The 18834-nt window shown below is 69.7% G+C and carries 11 protein-coding genes and 1 pseudogene; 7 read left to right on the top strand and 5 right to left on the bottom strand.

What is annotated here, in order from left to right:
* The first annotated feature begins 155 nt into the window (after positions 1-155).
* Together ITJ43_RS00280 and ITJ43_RS00285 are read left to right on the top strand one after the other, a co-directional pair.
* A complete protein-coding gene (locus tag ITJ43_RS00280; protein WP_194581098.1) occupies positions 156-3353 on the top strand; it encodes an ATP-dependent helicase in 3198 nt (1065 codons plus the stop codon).
* Entirely contained in the window at positions 3350-6637 is a 3288-nt protein-coding gene (locus ITJ43_RS00285; protein ID WP_194581099.1) for an ATP-dependent DNA helicase, read from the top strand. Before ITJ43_RS00280 ends, ITJ43_RS00285 begins: the two co-directional genes overlap by 4 nt.
* A gap of 13 nt (positions 6638-6650) precedes the next feature.
* Here ITJ43_RS00285 and ITJ43_RS00290 read toward each other — a convergent pair whose 3' ends face one another.
* On the bottom strand, positions 6651-7865 hold the full coding sequence (locus tag ITJ43_RS00290) for a phosphotransferase (RefSeq protein WP_416361056.1): 1215 nt from the start codon (positions 7863-7865) through the stop codon (positions 6651-6653).
* Between ITJ43_RS00290 and ITJ43_RS15385 the strand changes: the two are divergent.
* The 3 genes and pseudogenes from ITJ43_RS15385 to ITJ43_RS00300 form a co-directional block, all read left to right on the top strand.
* Positions 7791-7958: pseudogene (locus tag ITJ43_RS15385) on the top strand (MBL fold metallo-hydrolase); the annotation flags it as partial. The gene ITJ43_RS00290 and the pseudogene ITJ43_RS15385 sit on opposite strands and share 75 nt — an antisense overlap.
* An 86-nt stretch (positions 7959-8044) precedes the next feature.
* Positions 8045-8989, top strand: coding sequence for an NAD(+) diphosphatase (gene nudC, locus ITJ43_RS00295; RefSeq protein ID WP_194581101.1), 945 nt, complete (start codon positions 8045-8047; stop codon positions 8987-8989).
* Positions 8986-10701, top strand: a complete 1716-nt coding sequence (locus ITJ43_RS00300; protein ID WP_323741075.1) for an ATP-dependent helicase — start codon at positions 8986-8988, stop codon at positions 10699-10701. Before nudC ends, ITJ43_RS00300 begins: the two co-directional genes overlap by 4 nt.
* A gap of 845 nt (positions 10702-11546) precedes the next feature.
* On the opposite strand, the gene ITJ43_RS00305 is transcribed toward ITJ43_RS00300, so the two are convergent.
* Positions 11547-12944 carry a zinc-dependent metalloprotease gene (locus ITJ43_RS00305; RefSeq protein WP_194581103.1) on the bottom strand — a complete coding sequence of 466 codons (1398 nt, stop codon included), beginning with the start codon at positions 12942-12944 and terminating at the stop codon, positions 11547-11549.
* A 135-nt stretch (positions 12945-13079) separates the two neighbouring features.
* On the opposite strand from ITJ43_RS00305, the gene ITJ43_RS00310 reads away from it, so the two are divergent.
* Both ITJ43_RS00310 and ITJ43_RS00315 read left to right on the top strand, forming a co-directional pair.
* Positions 13080-14198 (top strand): PDZ domain-containing protein, encoded by a 1119-nt coding sequence (locus ITJ43_RS00310; RefSeq protein ID WP_194581104.1) that lies wholly within the window; start codon positions 13080-13082, stop codon positions 14196-14198.
* A 64-nt stretch (positions 14199-14262) separates the two neighbouring features.
* Positions 14263-17181, top strand: a complete 2919-nt coding sequence (locus ITJ43_RS00315; protein WP_194581105.1) for a UPF0182 family protein — start codon at positions 14263-14265, stop codon at positions 17179-17181.
* A gap of 70 nt (positions 17182-17251) precedes the next feature.
* Here the strand turns inward: ITJ43_RS00315 and ITJ43_RS00320 are convergent, their stop codons facing one another.
* Genes ITJ43_RS00320 through ITJ43_RS00330 form a run of 3 tightly spaced genes read right to left on the bottom strand, consistent with a single transcriptional unit; the run spans position 17252 to position 18833 of the window.
* A complete protein-coding gene (locus tag ITJ43_RS00320; RefSeq protein ID WP_194581106.1) occupies positions 17252-18124 on the bottom strand; it encodes a prenyltransferase in 873 nt (290 codons plus the stop codon).
* Positions 18121-18465: a lycopene cyclase domain-containing protein gene (locus ITJ43_RS00325; protein WP_194581107.1), complete on the bottom strand. Its 345-nt coding sequence runs from the start codon at positions 18463-18465 to the stop codon at positions 18121-18123. Before ITJ43_RS00325 ends, ITJ43_RS00320 begins: the two co-directional genes overlap by 4 nt.
* A complete protein-coding gene (locus tag ITJ43_RS00330; RefSeq protein ID WP_194581108.1) occupies positions 18462-18833 on the bottom strand; it encodes a lycopene cyclase domain-containing protein in 372 nt (123 codons plus the stop codon). Before ITJ43_RS00330 ends, ITJ43_RS00325 begins: the two co-directional genes overlap by 4 nt.
* Between the last annotated feature and the right edge of the window lies 1 nt (position 18834).

The raw sequence follows: 18834 nt of genomic DNA on the forward strand, positions 1-18834 counted from the left end.
GTGACCCTCCCTGTGTCGCAGGAGCGGGGCGATCCGGTGCGCCGGTCGCATGTCGACTCTACGACACGCGCTGCGGGCCGGGATCGCTGCGGAGCGGGTCACCTGCTCGCTGTGCGCGAACGTCGGTGTCGGCCCTTCCGGCTAGCGTGAGATGCATGGATGCGGTGACGTGGGATGCGGCGCAGCGCGTGGTCATCGAGCTTCCGGCATCCGCCTCCGGCGTCGTCGTCGGCGCTCCCGGCTCGGGCAAGACGGTGACGGCGATCGCTCGCGTGGCACACCTGGTGCGTCCGCCGGCGGGCGCGGGTTCGGGCGAGGTCGCTGGCGCGCGTCTGTCCGCAGAAGAACTGCTCGTGCTCACGCCGTCGCGCACCGCGGCGACCCTGTTGCGCGACCGCTTGGCGCTGGCAGTCGGGGTTGCAACCCGCGGCGCGCTCGCGCGCTCGGTGGTGGCCTTCGCCTTCCAGATCGTGCGCGCGAACGCGGTACACAACGGAGCCGAACCACCGCAGCTGCTGACGGGCCCCGACGAAGACCAGTTGATCGCCGATCTGCTGGAGGGCGACGCCACGGACGAACGGGAAGGGGTGCGGCGCTGGCCGGAGTCGCTACCGGTTCCCGTCCGCGAGACGCGTGCCTTCCGCGCCGAGCTGAGGGCCCTCCTGGCCGAGTGTGCACAGCTCGGCATCGAACCGGATCGGCTCGCCGAACTCGGCGAGCGGGACGGGGTCGCGGAGTGGACAGCGGCGGCCTCGTTCGCTCGTGAGTATCTGTATGCCCGTGACGGCATGCGCGGGGCGCACCGCGATGCAGCGGGCCTGGTGCGGGAGGCGCTCGGTCTCGTGCGCACCCTGCCGGCCGGCGCACCCGGTTTGGATCCGATCGAGCGGCTGCGGACCATCGTCGTCGACGACGCGCAGGAGCTCACGCTCGGCGGAGTCGAGCTGCTCGAAGCATGCCGCGCCCGCGGCATCGCCGTGCTCGCGTTCGGGGATCCCGACGTCGGGTCGGGCAGCTTCCGCGGCGCGAGTCCGGAGAACTTCGCGCGCCTCGCCGCGCGCTCAGACTTGTACGTCCTGCCGAACTCCCACCGTGGCACGTCGGCGCAGCGCCGCCTGGTCGCCGATGTCACGAGCCGCATCGGCGCGGTCGGTGTCGTCTCTCACCGGCGGGCGGCGGCCGCGGCCGTCGACGGAGATCACGAGGACGACAGCGTCCGTGCGCTGGTGGCGAGATCCGCCGCGGAGGAGCATGACGTCATCGCACGACTGCTGCGCGAGCGCCATGTGCACGACGGCGTGTCGTGGGCGGACTGTGCGGTCATCGCACACGACAGCCGGCAAGTCGCGGCGTTGGAGTCCGAGCTGGCGGCCCGGGAGGTTCCGACGCGCACGAGCGCCCGGCGCCCGTTGGCGCAGGCTCGTGCGGTGGCCGACCTGCTGAGGGTGGTCCTGCTGGCCGACACCGACCCGGCATCCTGGACGCTCGACGACACGCTCGAGGCGCTGCACGCCGGCGGGATGGACCCCGTCGAGGTGAGGCGCCTGCGCACGGCCTTGCGGCAGGCATCGCTGGCCAGCGACGCCGCGGCGGACGGCGATACGCCAGAGCCGACGGGCGGCGAACTGCTCGTCTCCGCCCTCGCGCACCCCGTCGCCTTCGGCATGCTCGACACTCGCGAAGGTCGTCGCGCCGAACGCATCGCCCAGACCCTCCAGGCGCTTGGCGCGCAGTGGCATCTCGTGCATACGCACGGGGCAGACGGTCCGACCGCCCACGAGCTTCTCTGGGCGGGGTGGCAGGGTCTGGGCGCGGAACGGACGTGGGCGAGCGCTGCCGCGGGATCCGGCCCTCTCGCGGCGCAAGCGCGCCGAGAGCTCGATGCCGTCGTCGCGCTCTTCCAAGCCGCGAAACGGCACGGAGAGCGAGCCGACGGGACATCACCGGGTGCGTTCCTACGTGGCGTGCTCGAATCGGATGTCGCCGAAGACCGGCTCTCCGACGGAACGACGACGGATGCCGTCGCCATCCTCACGCCGGCCGGTTCTCTCGGCGCCGAATACGACACGGTGATCGTCGCGGGTGTGCAGGACGGCGTCTGGCCGAACCTGCGTGCCCGCGGAAGCTTGCTGCAGAGCTGGCGATTGGCGGGATCGGATGTCGCGGAATCGGCCGATCGTGACCGGTCGGCGCTCGACCGCCGACGCGCTGTCCTGCACGACGAACTGCGACTGTTCGCCCGCGCCTGCTCCCGAGCCCGGACGCTCCTGGTCGTGACGGCGGTCGACGACGACGACACGGGCCCGAGCGCCCTGTTCGAGCTGCTCCCGGACCGTGAGCAGGCGGCCCGCTCGACGGAGCATCCGCTGACGCTTCGAGGCCTCGTCGCCCGCCATCGCCGTCTGCTCACCGACAGTGATGCGCGGATGGGCGGACCAGGGGAGCGGGCGGCCGCGGCAGCCCAGCTGTCTGTGCTGGCCGCCGCGGGGGTCGCGGGTGCATCGCCCGACGAGTGGTACGGGATCGCGGCACGGACCTCGACCGCGCCGCTGCGTGATCTGAGCCGCGAGGATGTGCGCGTCTCACCGTCTCGGTTGCAGACGTTGGAGGAATGCCAACTCAACTGGCTCTTGTCCGACCTCGGCGCCGACGACGGCGGGTCCGTCGCCGGGCTGGGAACGCTCGTGCATGCCGCGCTCGAACACGCCGAGGCCCCGGATGAGGGCGCGCTCTGGGCCGTGGTCGAAGCGCGCTGGGGGGAGCTCGAGTTCGAGTCGGCCTGGCGGGAACGGGCAGAACGCGTGCGTGCACGTGACCTCGTACGCCGGCTCGCGGTCTACCTCCGTCGGTTCGAGGCCGCGGGCGGAACCCTCGTCGGCGCGGAGCCGCACTTCGAAGTGCCCATCGCCCTCGACCCACCTCAGGAGCACGGGGCGATCGTCAGCGGCTACATCGATCGCGTCGAACGCACCGCGGGAGGAGAGATCGTGATCGTCGACCTGAAGACAGGCAAGCGCGAACCGCAGACCGACGCCAAAGTCGTCGACAACCCGCAGCTGGCCGCGTATCAGCTTGCGTTGGAGACGGGGGCCATCGCCGAGGCGGTCGATGCGAAGCCCGGGGGAGCGAAGCTGCTCGTCCTGCGGCCGACCGCCGCCACGAAGGACTACGTCGAACCTCGCCAGCCTCCCCTCGATGACGACGCGCGAGCGGCGTTCGTGGGCCGCGTGCGCCAGGCGGTTGCGGTGATGAGCGGGGCGGTCTTCTCTGCACCGTTCGAAGAGCACTGCCGCGACGACTACGCGCACGGGCTCTGCCGCGTGCACACGATCGGCGCGGTGAGCGCGTCGTGACGGTCGTCCAGCCCGCCGCGCTCGCGGCCGCCCTCGGGCAGTTTCCGCCGACCGCCGAGCAGGCTCGGGTCATCAGCGCGCCGCTGGCCCCCGCGCTCGTCGTCGCGGGCGCCGGCAGCGGCAAGACCGAGACGATGTCGGCTCGGGTGGTGTGGCTGGTGGCCAACGGATTGGCGTCGCGCGACGCGATTCTCGGCCTCACCTTCACCCGCAAGGCCGCGGGGGAGCTCGCGGAGCGGGTGCACCGGCGCCTGCACCGCCTCGGCGAGTTCGAGCGGCGCGGTCTCGTCGCCCATCTCGACGAGCTCTCCGCACGCGGGCGACTCGACGTCCTCGGCGAGCTCGAGCGCAGCGGCGCCCCCGAGCGCGTGCGCGCGGAGGCGCTCGACGCTCTCGCGCGAGAGTGTGGGGCCCTCGCGCCTGACGGCGACGGGGGAGCCGACGCGCTGCTCGAGCGTCCCGCGATCGCGACGTACAACAGCTTCGCCGACGGCATCGTGCGCGAGCACGCCGTGCGCGTCGGTCGCGACGCCGAAGCCGCCGTGCTCAGCGAGTCCGCTGCGTGGTTGCTCATGCGCCGTGTGGTCCTCGAGTCGGACGATCCGCGTCTGGAGGTGCGCGACGAGGCCCTCCGGTCGATCATCGACGCGGCTCTGCGGATCGCGCGCGACGGCGTCGACAACCGGGTGGATTTCGACGAGCTGGCTCGTTTTCCGCAGCGCTTCGCCGGGGTGCTCGAGCGGCCGTCGACATCGGCGCGCGTCACGGTGTACGCCGATATCGCGAAGGCCGCGACGGCCGTCGGCGCGCTCGACGTGCTCGTCGATCTGGCCCGCGAGTACGCGAGGCGAAAGCGGCGCCTGGGCGTGATCGACTTCTCCGACCAGGTGGCCGGCGCCTGTGACATCGTCGAAGGTCATCCGCCGGTGGGCGTCGAACTTCGGGAGCGGTATCGCGTCGTCCTCCTCGATGAGTACCAGGACACCTCCGTGGTGCAGACTGATCTGCTCGCGGCCGTGTTCCGGGATTCCGCGGTCATGGCCGTGGGCGACCCGCACCAGTCGATCTACGGCTGGCGCGGTGCCAGTGCCGGCAACCTCGGCGGTTTCGCGGGGGCGTTCAGCTCCACGGGCACCGCGGGCGCGTATGCGCTCATGACGAGTTGGCGCAACAGCGTCGATGTGCTCCGTGCGGCGGGCGCGGTACTGGCGCCGCTGGCCGCGTCCGTTCCGGTGCCGGTGGAAACGTTGCGGCCTCGCCCCGGCGCGGTTCGCGGCGAAGTCGACCTCCATGTCGACATCGACATCGATGTCGAAGCCGACCGCGTGGCGGACTGGTTCGCGCGTGTCCGGGGCGAGCGCGCACGTGCGGGCGCCGCGACGACGGGCGCCGTGCTGTTTCGAAGCAAGAAGCACATGGTGCACTTCGCCGATGCGCTGGGTCGTCGCGGCATCCCGCATCGTATCCTCGGCCTCGGCGGGCTGCTCTCCACCCCGGAAGTGGTCGACGTGGTCGCCGCACTCCGTGTGATCAGCGACCCGCGGGCGGGGTCATCGCTGATCCGGTTGCTCGCCGGTCCGCGATGGCAGGTCGGCGTCGCCGATCTGCGTGCGCTCACCGAGTTGTCGCGTCGCATCGCGCGGCATGACGCCGCCCTGCAGCCGCTCGCCCCCGAGGTCGTTGAGCGGATGAGGGTTTCAGCGGGCGATGAACAGGGCTCTCTCGTCGACGCGCTCGACTTCTTCCTGCGGCACGGTGCCGATCACGGATGGCTGTCGGGCTTTACGCCGGCGGCGCGTGAGCGCCTGAGAGATGCAGCCGCAGTGTTCGCCGGACTGCGTCGTCACGCCGCGCTGCCCGTCCCGGAGCTGGTGCGGATGATTGAGCTCGAACTGCGTCTCGACATCGAATTGGCCGCGAACGAAGCACGCGGGCCCGCCCGCGTGGCCGGGGATCAGCTGCGGGCGTTCGTCGACGAGCTGCACGGGTTTCTCGCCACGGACGAACGCGGATCGCTCACGAGCCTGCTGGCGTGGCTCGATCACGCCGAGCGGTTGGACGAGTTCACGCCGCGCACGGAGCCACCCGAAGACGACGTCGTCCAGCTGCTGACGATCCATGGTTCGAAAGGGCTCGAATGGGACGCGGTGGCGGTCGTGCGGCTCGTGGAGGACGAGCTTCCGACCCGCCCGAAAGATACGCGCGGCTGGTTGGCCTTCGGGGTGCTGCCCTACGGTTTCCGAGGAGACGCTGCCTGGCTTCCGTCGTTCCGCTGGCGTGCGGAAGACTCACCCACTCAGCAGGACCTCTCCGCCGCCCTGGCCGACTTCGTCGAGGCCGGGCGTGCTCGCCAACTCGAAGAGGAGCGCCGCCTTGCCTATGTCGCCGTCACCCGCGCGCGCTCCCATTTGCTGCTGACGGGCTCGCTGTGGTCGGGCACGAAATCGGCTCGGCGTCCGAGCCCGTTCCTTCGCGAGATCGCCGACGCGCTCGAGGCTCCGCTCGAGGTTCCCGACGATGCGGGCGAGAATCCCTTCGAAGGACGTCGTCGTCTGTTGCAGTGGCCGCTCGATCCGCTCGGTGCGCGGCGGCGGGTGGTCGAGTCTGCAGCGGAAGCCGTGCGTGCCGCCGCGGCGTCGCCGCCTCCGGCGCCGACGCGCGAACTCGCCCTGCTCCTGGCCGAGCGCGAGGCGCGTGAGCGACCGCCACGGCCCACGGCGCCGGTGCGGATCCCAGCCTCTCGCTTCAAGGACTTTCTCGGCGATGCCCCCGCCCTGGCGCGCGCCATGCCGGAGCGTCCGTATCGCCAGTCCCGACTCGGCACGCGGTTCCACGCCTGGGTCGAGCAGCGCTCGGGGCTCGTCGGGGTCGGCGTCTCACCCGATGACGTGCTCTGGGACGACGACGAGGGCGATCAGGTCTCTGCCGGCGAACCCGATGCCGAGTTGGCGGCGCTGCAGGAGAAGTTCCTGGCGTCGGAGTGGGCGCAGCTGCAGCCGCTCGAGGTCGAGACCGAGATCGACGTGACGATTGCCGACGCGCTCGGCGACGGGCGCGACCATGTGGTCATCTGCAAACTCGACGCGGTCTACCGTCGAGGCGAGCGTATCGAGATCGTCGACTGGAAGACCGGGCGCGCCCCGCGGACAGCGGCCGAGCGCGACGAGCGTATGGTTCAGCTTCGGCTGTATCGCACTGCGTACCACGCACGCCACGGCGTGCCGCTGGACCAGATCGACGTGGTGCTCTTCTACGTCGACGAGGGTCTCATCCTGCGCGATTGATCGACGACGCCGATCAGGCGGTGCCGGTCCAGCGCCGCAGAGCGTTTCGAGCGGCGGTGTCCCGATCGATGTCGTCGGCGCTCGAGGATGCCGAGGCCTCACGATCGTCCGCGGGCGCATTGCTTTCCTCGGCGGGTGACGGGGCGACGGGCACGTCGGAGGTGTGCACTGGCACGCGACCGGAGACCTGCGGCGCCGGGCCCGACGGCGACCAATCCGACAGCTCGATCGGGACCGTCTCGAGGTGTCCGGTCTGCCCATACGCGGTGTCGTTCTCGTCCGCGAGGAAAGCAGCCAGAGTCTCGGGATCGAAGCTGTCGGTCTGCATCGAGGTGTCGGCGACCTCTCCCGCACCGGCCGGTACGCGCTGCGTCGCGGCGAGTGCCTGGTCGAGGGTGACGTCGTCGCGCGCGCGCACCGGCTCGTCCCGCACGCTGGCATCCAGCGATTCGAGCAACGCGACCGCGTCGCCGACGACGGTCTGCTCGCCGGCCTCATGACCGTGTACGAGCCACTTGGCGAACTCGAGTTCGGCGTGCAGGCGCGCGCGCTCGGCGAGCAGGGCGTCGGGGGCGCGGTGCGAGCGGCGGGCGTACTCGTCGAGCACATCGGCCTGGGCAGCCGGCGCCGACGCCGTCCACCGCACGTCGATCGCGGGATCGCCGACCCCGAGGCTTCCCCAGGACAGCAGACCGGTCACGACGGGAGCACCCTCCTCGTCGTCCTCGAACACGAAGGATGCCGGGTCGACCCCGCCGAGAACGACCGTCGTCTCGAAGCGCCAGAGCGGATCGGAGCCGAGCGAGGTGCTCCACCGACGGAGAAGGCCGAAGGGAAGCAATCCCGTGGCTTCCGCCCGGTCGAGGAGGCGTTCAGCCTCGTCACGCACCTGCGCAGCGGTGAGCATCGGCAGTCCGGCATCGCGGATGACGGTGACCGGCAGGTCGTGAACCGCGGCGATCGCTGCGGCGAGCGCGGTTGCTACTCCTCGCCCCGCCGGGACGTGCGCCGCGTCGACGCGGTAGCCGGGCAGCAGCGTCTGCACGAGGGTGGCGCGCCCATCGACGGTCGTCTGTCCGAGCACGTCCGGGGCGCCGAAGGGAAGCACACCGCGAACGCCGGCGGTGAGCGAGGTGAGCGCGCGTGCTTCGGCGAGAAGGTCGGCCTCGGCCTGGTCGTTCACGGGCACGCGCACAACCACGCGGCGAGCGTCGTCGAGAGTCGCGATCGCGCTGTCGTAGCGACCGGAGACACCCTCGGTCAGCGGGGCCACACCGACCACCGCGACGCGGGGCAGGGCCGACGTGACCGACGCGGCTAGAGTGAGTGGTGAGCGTGCCATGCCCCCAGGGTAGGTGTGCCGCGCCCCGTCCCCGTGTGCGCCACGCCCGTCGAGGAAGGTCCCGCATGTCGTCATCGGCTGAGTCACCCATTGCGGTTCGTCCGCCCGCGCTTGCGCGCGGCGGCATCGATCGTGCTGCCGAGGAGCGCACCGACACCGGTCTCATCGAGCGGTTGCGTGCCGATGCCGGTGCACGGGTGGTCGCCGTGCACGGCGACCGCGTGCCGGTGGACGCCTCCGGGGCGCTGCGCACCGTCGCCGTCGGCGAAGTGCGCGAAGACAGCGCGTGGGCTTTCCTGGGGCGCGACGCGACCGGTGCCGCAATGCTGCTCGCGGCGACCGCATCCAACGCGGCATCCCCCGTTCGCGAACCCGCCGCGTTCGAGAGTGACGCCGGATGGGCGTCTCTGCGGGCGGTGGGGGGAACGCTGTCGGCGACCGACGCGGGTGTGGTCGTCGAAGCGGTCGCGCTCGGGCGCTGGCTTGTCGACGCCCCGTTCTGCTCGCACTGTGGCGCCCGTACGGTGGAGCGGTCGGCCGGATGGGCACGTCACTGCCCCGTGTGCGGGCGGGAGCACTTCCCGCGCACCGACCCGGCCGTCATCGTCGGGGTGATCTCGCCCGATGGGTCGCGGCTGCTGCTCGGCAAGAACGCCGTCTGGGCGGAGCGAAACGTCTACTCGACCTTCGCCGGATTCGTCGAGGCGGGGGAGTCGCTGGAGTCCGCGATCATCCGCGAGGTGCACGAGGAAGCGGGAGTCGAGGTCGGGTCTCTCGACTACCGCGGTTCGCAGTCGTGGCCTTACCCGCGCTCGCTCATGCTGGGCTTCCACGCCGTCGCTGCCGATCCCGACGTCGCCCGCGCTGACGGCGAGGAGATCGTCGACGTGCGATGGTTCACCCGCGACGAGGTTCTTGCGGCGCTCCGCGGGGAGGGCGATGTCGTGTTGCCGGGCACGTCATCCATCGCGCACCGCCTCATCGCCGACTGGGCCGGGGCGCCGGAGTGAGCTCATCGCCTCTGGCCGACCTCGACGAACAGCAGCGGGAGGCGGCCTCGTCGCTGCGCGGTCCGCTGTGCGTGCTGGCTGGGGCAGGCACGGGCAAGACGCGGGTGATCACGCACCGCATCGCGCACGGTGTCGATACCGGTGCGTACTCGCCGTCGCGGGTGATGGCGGTGACGTTCACCGCCAAGGCCGCTGGCGAAATGCGCGGGCGCCTGCGTGCTCTCGGCGTGCAGGGCGTCGCCGCACGTACTTTCCACGCCACGGCGCTCGCGCAGCTCAACTTCTTCTGGCCGCAGCTGGCGCGCGACACCGCCCCCTCGATCATCGACAACAAGGTCCGGGTCCTCGGCCAGGCAGCAGACAGCCTCAGTTTGCGGCTGGACGGGACGACGCTGCGTGACGTCGCCAGTCGCATCGAGTGGCGCAAGGTCGCGATGCGCACGATAGATCAGGATGCCGCCGCCCACCCCGACGGACTGGGGCCGAAGCTCAGTGCGGACAGGCTGGCCGAGCTGCAGCGCCGCTACGAGAAGCTGAAGGACGAGCGCCGCCAACTCGACTTCGAGGACGTCCTGCTCGCATGCGCCGGCATGCTGGAGTCGGAGCCGCGGGTCGCGGCGGCGGTGCACGAGCAGTACCGCCACCTCACGGTCGACGAGTTCCAAGACGTGTCGCCTGTGCAGTACCGGCTGTTGGAGCTCTGGCTCGGCGATCGCCGAGATGTCTGCGTCGTCGGAGATGCGAGCCAGACCATCTATTCGTTTGCCGGCGCCGATCCTCGCTACCTCCTCGAATTCGTCGATCGTTACGAGGACGCGCGGCTGGTCCGGCTGGAGCGGAACTACCGGTCCGACCCGTCGGTGCTCGCGGTCGCGAATGCCCTCATGCGCGGGCGTCCGGGTGCGCTCGCCCTCCGCTCCGATCGCACGGCGGGACCGACGCCGACACTCACCGGCTACCCCGACGACGCCGCCGAGGCGGACGGGGTGGCGTCCGCGATCGCGGGTCAGATCGCCGCCGGCGTCGAGCCCCACGACATCGCCGTGCTCTACCGCGCGAACGCGCAGTCCGCGTCGCTGTTGGCTGCGCTGGCATCGCGCGGCATCCCCGCCACCGTCCTCGGCGGCAAGCGCTTCTTCGACCTGCCCGAAGTGCGCCAGGCCGTGCTGGCCCTGCGCGGCGCGTCGGTGGCGCCCCTGGAGACGACGTTTCTGGCCGCAGTGCGCGATGTGCTCCGTTCGCTCGGCCTCACCGAAGATCCGCCCCCGGCCGGAGGCGCGCTGCGTGACGCCTGGGAGGCGCGGGCAGCGGTGCTGCGCCTGGCGGAGCAGGCTGAGGAAGGAACGACGCTGCGTGCATTCACCGATGAGCTCATGGCGCGCGGTCGTGACCAGCACGAGCCGACGATGCGCACGGTGACGCTGGCCACGCTGCATGCGGCCAAGGGGCTCGAGTGGAATCACGTGCACCTGGTGGGCCTGTCGGAGGGGTTGCTGCCCATCTCCTACGCCACGGGGTTCGAGGAGATCGATGAGGAGCGCCGCCTGGCCTACGTCGGCATCACGCGCGCCGCGCACTCGCTCTCGTTGAGCTGGTCTGAGCGCTCCGGAACGCGTCAGCGACAGCCGTCACGGTTCCTCCAGGAGATCGGCACAGGCACGCTGCGTGCGGGCGATGCGCGTGCCACGTCCGCCGGACGTGCGCGGCGCTGAGTCCCACCGACAGGCTCGAGCGTGCCTCGGGATGTTCGGCACCGTCGCCCGGATCGAGCATCCCCTCGGCGTGCACGCGCAGAAGTCGTGCGGTCAGAAGCGCCGCCTCCACGAGCAGCGCCGGGTCGGTGCGGACGGGGTCACGGCCGAGTAACTGAGCGGCCACGAGCGGCCACTCGGGATCGTCCGCCGTGCGCTGCGCATGCAGACAGGCGGCGCAGGCGGTGACACCGGGGATGATGACCGGCCCGACCTGCACGCGATCGCCGGCGAGCTCCACGGGAAGATGCGTGACATCCGCTGCCATGAGCCGCGCCGCGCGTCGTGGATCGAGCATGCGATGCGCGACGACGATCAGGGCGATGCCGCGTTGCGGCGCGTCGGACGCCCATCGCGTCAGCCCGACGCGGGTAAGCCCCGCCGCGTCCCACCCCGCCGTCAGCGCGTCGAGTTCGGCGTGGGTGAGCCCGTCGGGGATTTCCACCTGCACAGGGATCGGTGCTGGCGTCTCCGGCGCCAGCGCGCCCTCGATTCGCGCCGCGAACTGCGTGGCCTCCGCATCGGTGGCACCGAAGCTGCGCGCCAGGGGGATCAACATCGCGTCGGGGATGCCGTCGCCGAGCGCATCGATCAGACGCTCTTGCCACGGATGGATGCCGTCGACTCGCACCGGCGCGTCGGTGCCCAGTTGGAGATTCGACGGCGTCCGCCACAGCGGAGGGTGCGAAGGCGCGAGTCGGAGCATGCCCCGATTGTGGGGCACCCGCTTAGCCGACGACGCGACTGTCCACAGGTGCGGGTCGGCTCACGGTGCGGCTCGCACCTGTGGAGGAAGCGGCGCCTGGTCAGACGGGGCGGGGGTCCTCCGGGCCGTCGTCGCCGGCTCCGGCGTCATCCGACGCCCGCTCTTCGGCGGCCTGCGCGAGCAGGGCGTCGATGGCGTCGTCGAGCGCGTCGCGTTCAGGCTCCTCGCCGCGCGCACGAGCCTGCAGCCGGGCGATGAGTGCCTGCGGATCGTCGATGTCCTCCGCGGTCGGCATGAGGTCGGGGTAGTCCCACAGGCCGTCGCGGGCTTCGATACCCACGGCATCCGTCACGGCACGCCACATCGCCGCGGCCTCGCGAAGGCGCCGCGGGCGCAGCTCCAGGCCGACCAGCGAGGCCATCGCCTGCTCCGCCGGACCGCCGACCGCACGCCGCCGACGCACCGCCTCGGCGATCTTCGGACCCTCGGGCAGTCGTCCGGTGGCGTCGCTGGTGACGACGTCCACCCAGCCCTCGATCGTCGCCAGAAGGTTCTCGAGACGGGCCAGCGCAGCATCCTGCGCCGGTGTGCGCTGCGGGAGGAGCGCGCCGGACTCGATCGCGGAACGCAGTTCGTCGGGGGAGGAAGGGTCGAACCGGGAGGCGAGGTCTTCCAGCGCACCGGTGTCGACGTGAATGCCGCGGGCGAACTCGGTCACCTGCGAGATGACGTGCAGCCGCAGCCAGCGGGCGTGGCGGAACAGGCGCGCGTGGGCGAGCTCCCGCGTGCCGAGATACAGCGCGAGCTGATCGTCGGTGACGTCGAGGTCGCGGGCGAAATCGGCGAAGTTCTGGGGCAGGATTGCGGCCACACCGTCAGGCATCACGGGGATGCCGACGTCGCCGCCGGAGAGCACCTCCTGCGAGAGCCGACCGATCACCCCACCGAGCTGGGCGGCGAACAGCGAACCGCCCACGCGGCGCATGAAGGTTCCGGCGCCCGCGATGAGCTGCTTCATCTCCTCCGGCGTCTGTTCGTCGATCGCGGAGGTCAGCGCGCCGGCGATGGAGTCGGCGACCGGCTCGGCCAGGTCCTGCCACACGGGCAGCGTGACCTCCACCCACTGCCCACGCGTCATCGCCTGCGGCGGCGCGGCGAGGTCGGAGATCGTTGTGGCTTCACCCAGCCACAGCGTGGCGAGCGCGAACGCCTGATCGAAGTCCTGCTTGTCACCGGAGGTGATGCCCAGGCCGTCCCTGTTGGCCAGGTGCAGCGCCTGCGTCTTGGCCGCGCTCCAGTCGATGCCGTCGTCGCTGCCGGTGGCGAAAGCGTGCTGCAGCTGCGCCATCATCTGCTGCAGCATCGCCGGGTCGACGCCCATGCGAGAGAGACCCTCGAGCTGTGCGGGGTCGAGGCCCGCGCCGCCGCCGAGCAGGTTGCGCAGCATCTCCTGGAAGTCGTCGTCGTCGGGGCGGTCCGGGTTATCGTCGTCAGCCATTTCAGGCGCCTTTCAGCAGGCGGTTCACGTTGCGTTCTACGCTAATGGCTGGACTTCCCCGCACGGCCGCCTCGGCCCGCCATGGAGGATGTCGCGTGTACGCCGATCGCGAACGATCGGCCGGGAAGGTCTGCTGTGGCACTGTTCGACGAGGGCACGACGATCGTGCCCGCGCGCCGCCGCCCGTTGTCTCGTTCGCTGCGTGTCGGCGTGTGGGCGCTCGCCGTGGCGCTCGTGGCTCTGCTCGCGCTGACGCTCATCCCCACCAACTACGTGATCCAGCGCCCGGGGCCGGTGTTCAACACGCTCGGCACCACGGAGGACTCCAAGGGAGCAGAGGTGCCGCTGATCACTGTCGCAGGCGCACCCACCTACCCCACCTCCGGCGCGCTCGACCTGCTCACCGTGCAGGTCGTCGGCAATCGCGAGCGCACACCGTCGTGGTTCGAGCTCGCCCTGGCCTGGCTCGATCCGTCCAAGGCGGTGCTGCCGATCGACGAGGTCTTCCCCGAGGGGCAGACGACCGACCAGCGCAACCAGGAGAGCGCCGTCATGATGGTCGACTCGCAGAAGGAGGCGACGGCCGCCGCCCTCACCGAGCTGGGCTATGACGTGAAGCCGATGGTGCGCGTCTACGCGCTGACCGACGATTCGGCGGCGCAGGGGATCCTGCAAAAAGACGACATCATTCGTGCGGCCAACGGCCAGCCGATCACCGAGACCGACCAGTTGCGCAGCATCATCAACGCCGGCGCCGGTGCCCCGGTGAAGCTCACGATCGAGCGCGCGGGTGCGAGCCTCAACGTCGACGTCACCCCGAAGCAGGCGACGGTGAACGGCACCACGAGCTGGGTCGTCGGAATCTCGTCGATGCACGACTACGACTTCCCGATCGACGTGACGATCCAGCTCAACAACGTGGGCGGTCCGAGCGCCGGCATGATGTTCGCGCTCGGCATCATCGACACGCTCACCGACGGCACGCTCAACGGCGGCGAGAACGTCGCCGGCACCGGCACCATCGATTCGACGGGCACCGTCGGCCCGATCGGCGGCATCCGACAGAAGATGTACGGCGCCGTCGGAGCCGGAGCGACCTATTTCCTCGCCCCGAAGGACAACTGCGACGAGGTCGTCGGGCACGTGCCCGACGGGCTGAGGGTGTTCTCGGTCGCAACCCTGAAGGACTCGCTCACCGCGCTGTCGACGATCCGCGACAAGGGCGACCTCGACGCGTTGCCGACCTGCCGCTGAGGCTCTCGGCATCCTGGGAGGTTCCTCAGCATCCCTGAAGAACAGCCCCGCTTAGGATGGTGGGGTGACCACGACCTCAGCGCCGAACCAGGCCACGCCGAATCCCTTCCGTCGCGCCATCGCCATCACGCTCGCCGTGATCGCCGTCATCGTCGTGGGTTTCTTCGTGTTCGCCAGCCTCTACGCGGACTGGTTGTGGTACGACCAGCTCGGCTTCTCGAGCGTGCTGTGGACCCAATGGACGGCGCGGGCGATCATGTTCGTCGTCGGCTTTGTCGCGATGGCGCTGCCGGTGTTCGCGGCCATCCAGTTGGCCTATCGTCTGCGACCGGTCTACGCGCGTCTGACGTCGCAGCTCGACCACTACCAAGAGGTGGTGGAGCCGCTGCGGCGGCTCGCGATGTGGGGGATCCCGGTGTTCTTCGGGTTCTTCGCCGGATTCGCCGCTTCGTCGCAGTGGGAGACCGTGTGGTTGTGGGCCAACGGCGTCAACACGGGCGATCTGGACCCGCAGTTCCAGATGGACACCGGCTTCTACCTGTTCTCGCTGCCCTTCTTCAGCTCGGCGCTCGGCTTCGCGTCAGCCGTCCTGCTCGTGTCGCTGATCGTCACCGCCCTCGTCGCCTACCTCTACGGATCTGTGCGGATCGGTCAGCGTGAACTGCGCATCTCGAAGGCGGCACGCATCCAGCTCGCGGTGATCGCCGCGCTATATCTGCTTGTGCAGGCGACGAGCCTGTGGCTCGACCGCTACAAGACCTTGACCCAGCAGAGCGACCGCATCACGGGCGCCAGCTATGTCGACGACCATGCGATCATCCCGGGCCTCACGATCCTCGCCATCGCCGCCGCGATCGTCGCGGTGCTGTTCATCGTCACCGCCGTCATCGGCCGCTGGCGTTTCCCCCTCATCGGCACCGGGCTGCTCGTCGTGTCGGCGCTGGTCGTCGGCATCGGCTATCCGTGGGTGGTCACGAACATCCAGGTTCGTCCGAACCAGGAGACGCTCGAGAGCCCGTATTACCAGCGCAACATCGATGCCACCAAGAAGGCCTACGGCATCGACGGTCTCACCAAGAGCGACTTCCAGGCCGTGACCAACGCGGCTCCCGGGCAGTTGCGATCGGATGCCGACACGACGGCATCCATCCGCATCATGGACCCCGCGATCATCTCTCCGACCGTCCGCCAGCTCGAGCAGTACCGCTCCTACTACCAGTTCACGAACCCGCTCGACGTCGACCGCTACCAGATCGACGGCAAGTCACAGGACACCGTCGTCTCCGTGCGCGAGCTGAACATGGCCCAGTTGGGCCAGGCAGCGTCGTGGTACAACTCGACTCTCGTCTACACACACGGCTATGGCATGGTCGCCGCGAAGGGCAACGAGCGCACGGCCGACGGCAACCCCGTGTTCGTAGAACGCGGCATCCCCACCACGGGCGCCCTGACGACAGCGGAGAAGTACGAGCCGCGCATCTATTTCGGCGAGAACTCGCCGACGTACTCGATCGTGGGCGCGCCGGAGGGCACCGCCGACATCGAGCTGGACTACCCGCGCGGCACCGGCGACGCGGCACAGACCAAGACGACATTCACCGGCAACGGCGGCCCCAAGATCGGCGATCCGTTCAACCGGCTCATCTACTCGCTCAAGTTCCAGTCGACCGACATTCTCTTCTCGGACGGGATCAACGCCGACTCGCAGATCCTCTACGACCGCGACCCCGTGACGCGGGTCAACAAGGTGGCGCCCTACCTCGAGCTCGACAATGACCCGTACCCGTCGGTGGTCGATGGGCGTGTCGTCTGGATCGTCGACGGCTATACCCTGAGCGCCAACTACCCCTACTCGTCGATCGTGAGCCTGCGCGACGCCATCAGCGACACCACCAACACCACACCGCGGGTTGCCCTCGACGACGTCAACTACATCCGCAACTCGGTGAAGGCCACCGTCGACGCTTACGACGGCAAGGTGACCCTTTACGCGTGGGACGACAACGATCCGCTGCTGAAGACCTGGCAGAAGATCTACCCGTCGACGATCAAGCCGCTGTCTGACATGAGCGCCGATCTGATGAGTCACGTGCGCTACCCGACCGACCTCTTCAAGGTGCAGCGCGCCATGCTCGGCACCTACCACGTCGACGACGCCGGATCGTTCTACCAGCGCGACAACGCCTGGAAGACTCCGAACGACCCGGTGTCCAAGCAGGAGGTGCTGCAGCCGCCGTACTACCTGACGATGAAGATGCCGGGTCAGGATGCGCCCAGCTACTCGATGTTCACGACGTTCATCCCGGGCGGTGACGATACGCGCAACGTGCTGATGGGCTATCTGTCCGTCGATTCGGATGCCGGCGCGAAAGCCGGCGTGAAGGATCCGAATTACGGCAAGTTGCGCATGCTGGAGATCAACGCGGAGACCCCGGTCCCCGGCCCTGGTCAGGTGCAGAACAAGTTCAACTCCGAGCCGAGCGTGTCGTCGTTCTCGAACCTGTTGAACCAGAACCAGTCGCAGGTGCTCAACGGAAACCTGCTGACACTACCGGTCGGTGGCGGCCTGCTCTACGTGCAGCCCGTGTTCGTGCAGTCCTCGGGCTCGACCAAGTTGCCTACCCTACAGAAGATCCTCGTCGGCTTCGGCAACCAGGTCGCGTTCGAGAACACCTTGCAGGACGCGCTCGACAAGCTGTTCGGCGGCGATTCGGGAGCGAACGCCGGTGACGGCGGCGTGGCTGCATCGCCCGCGCCGACCGCCACGCCCTCGCCGAGTGCCACACCGGGGACGGGGGGCTCGGGCTCGACCGGAGGTGCGGGCACCAGCGTCGACTTCCAGGCGACGCTCAAAGACGCCCAGCAGGCGATGATGGACCGCCAGGCGGCACTCACCCAGGGTGATTGGACCAAGTACGGTGAGGCCGACGCGCGACTGACGGCGGCCATCCAGAAGCTCCTCCAGCTCGAGGGCCAGGGCTGAGCAACGAGCCGTCGGGTGCCTACGGGTGTCCGACGGCTCGTGCCTGCGAGTTCGGCGGACGGTTCGAGTGTCAGCGGACCAACGCGAACCAGATGAGCAGCAAGGTGACCGCGAAACCCGTGAACTGATTGAGCCACAGGAACCGGTCCCACCCGCGGGTGGCGGTCGCGGCATCCGCGTCGGACACGGAGCGATACGGCCACACCGTCACGATGTAGGGCGCAGCGAGTACGACGGCCAGCGGCCCCGGCCATGTCGCACCGAGCATGGCGATGCCCGACAGTGCGTAGCAGATGATCGCGAGGCGGACGGTGATGCGGGCGCCGAACGCCGTCGCGATCGAGCCGATGCCGGCTTCACGGTCGGCCACGACATCCTGGACGGCGCCGAACGCATGCGAGGCGATGCCCCACAGCGCGAAGGCGACGATCACTGCGGCGAGCTGCCATGTCCAGACGGCGCCGCCCAGAATGAGGGCGTAGACGGCGGGGGAGAAGAAATGGATGCTGCTGGTCACCGAATCGGCGACCGGACGCTCCTTCAACCGCAGCGGCGGCGCGGAGTAGAACACGACGAAGAAGAGGCTCGCGGCAAGGGTGAGCCATGACAGCGGTGACCCGACCGCGATCAGATAGATGACGAAGGGTACGCACGACAGCCCTGCGGCCCACAGCGTGACGCGGTGGAAGCGGCGATCGAGCACAGCGCCGTGCGCGCCGCCCTTTCGCGGGTTTCGCATGTCGGATTCGTAGTCGAAGACGTCGTTGATCCCGTACATGGCGAGGTTGTAGGGGATGAGGAAGAAGATCGTTCCGATGATGAGCGTCGCATCGACCCGCCCGGTCGTCAGCAGCAGAGCGGCGGCGAACGGATAGGCGGTGTTGATCCAGCTCACTGGCCGTGAGGCGATGAGCAACTGGCGCAGTGTGGCTCCTGCGGTCATCGCGAACTCCCCGTCTCGGTCTGCGCACCTCGTGAGACGTTGCGGTCTGGCCGGCGCAGCAGCTCGGCGACGGCCGGCAGTGCGAACGACGCCACGATCGGGTACGAGAGGTCTTCGATCGGAGCGAGCCCGAGGCGGATGCCGCTGATCAGGTGTTCCGGGTACGTGAACAACCCCGCGGCGATCATGACGTTGTCGAACACGATCGTGAGCACGACGAGGACGACCGCGGTCACGCCGCTCGCCCGCAGTCGCGCACCGAACTGCGGGCGACGCACGGTGGCCAGCACGGCGCACAGCCCGAGCAGCGCGAAGGGAAGGACGATCACCGGATACGTCACGACGCCTCCCGTGTCGGGGCGGGCCGCCGGCGTGCGCGACCGCCGAGACGGCGGACGGCGGTGTGGACGACGAGAGTGAGGTAGCTCAGAAACGCGAGGAAGACGGGCTCTTCGAGCGGCAGGTGCGGGGCGAGATCGATGCCCAGCAGGTAGGGGCTGTCGCCCTTGACGAAGACCCCGGTCACGATGCCGACGGCATCCCACGCCAGGAAGAAGACGGTCCCGATGACGATCGCCGCGAGCGTGCGTGCGCGCACGCGTTCGACTGCTGCGTCGTGACGGGCCCAGAGCGCGAGGCGGAAGCGGGCATCGAGCGCCATTACCCCGCCGATCGATACCAGCAGGACGAGGAGATACGCGCCCGGCATG

Origin of the sequence: Microbacterium sp. VKM Ac-2870, assembly GCF_015350795.1 — a bacterium.
Taxonomy (GTDB): domain Bacteria; phylum Actinomycetota; class Actinomycetes; order Actinomycetales; family Microbacteriaceae; genus Microbacterium.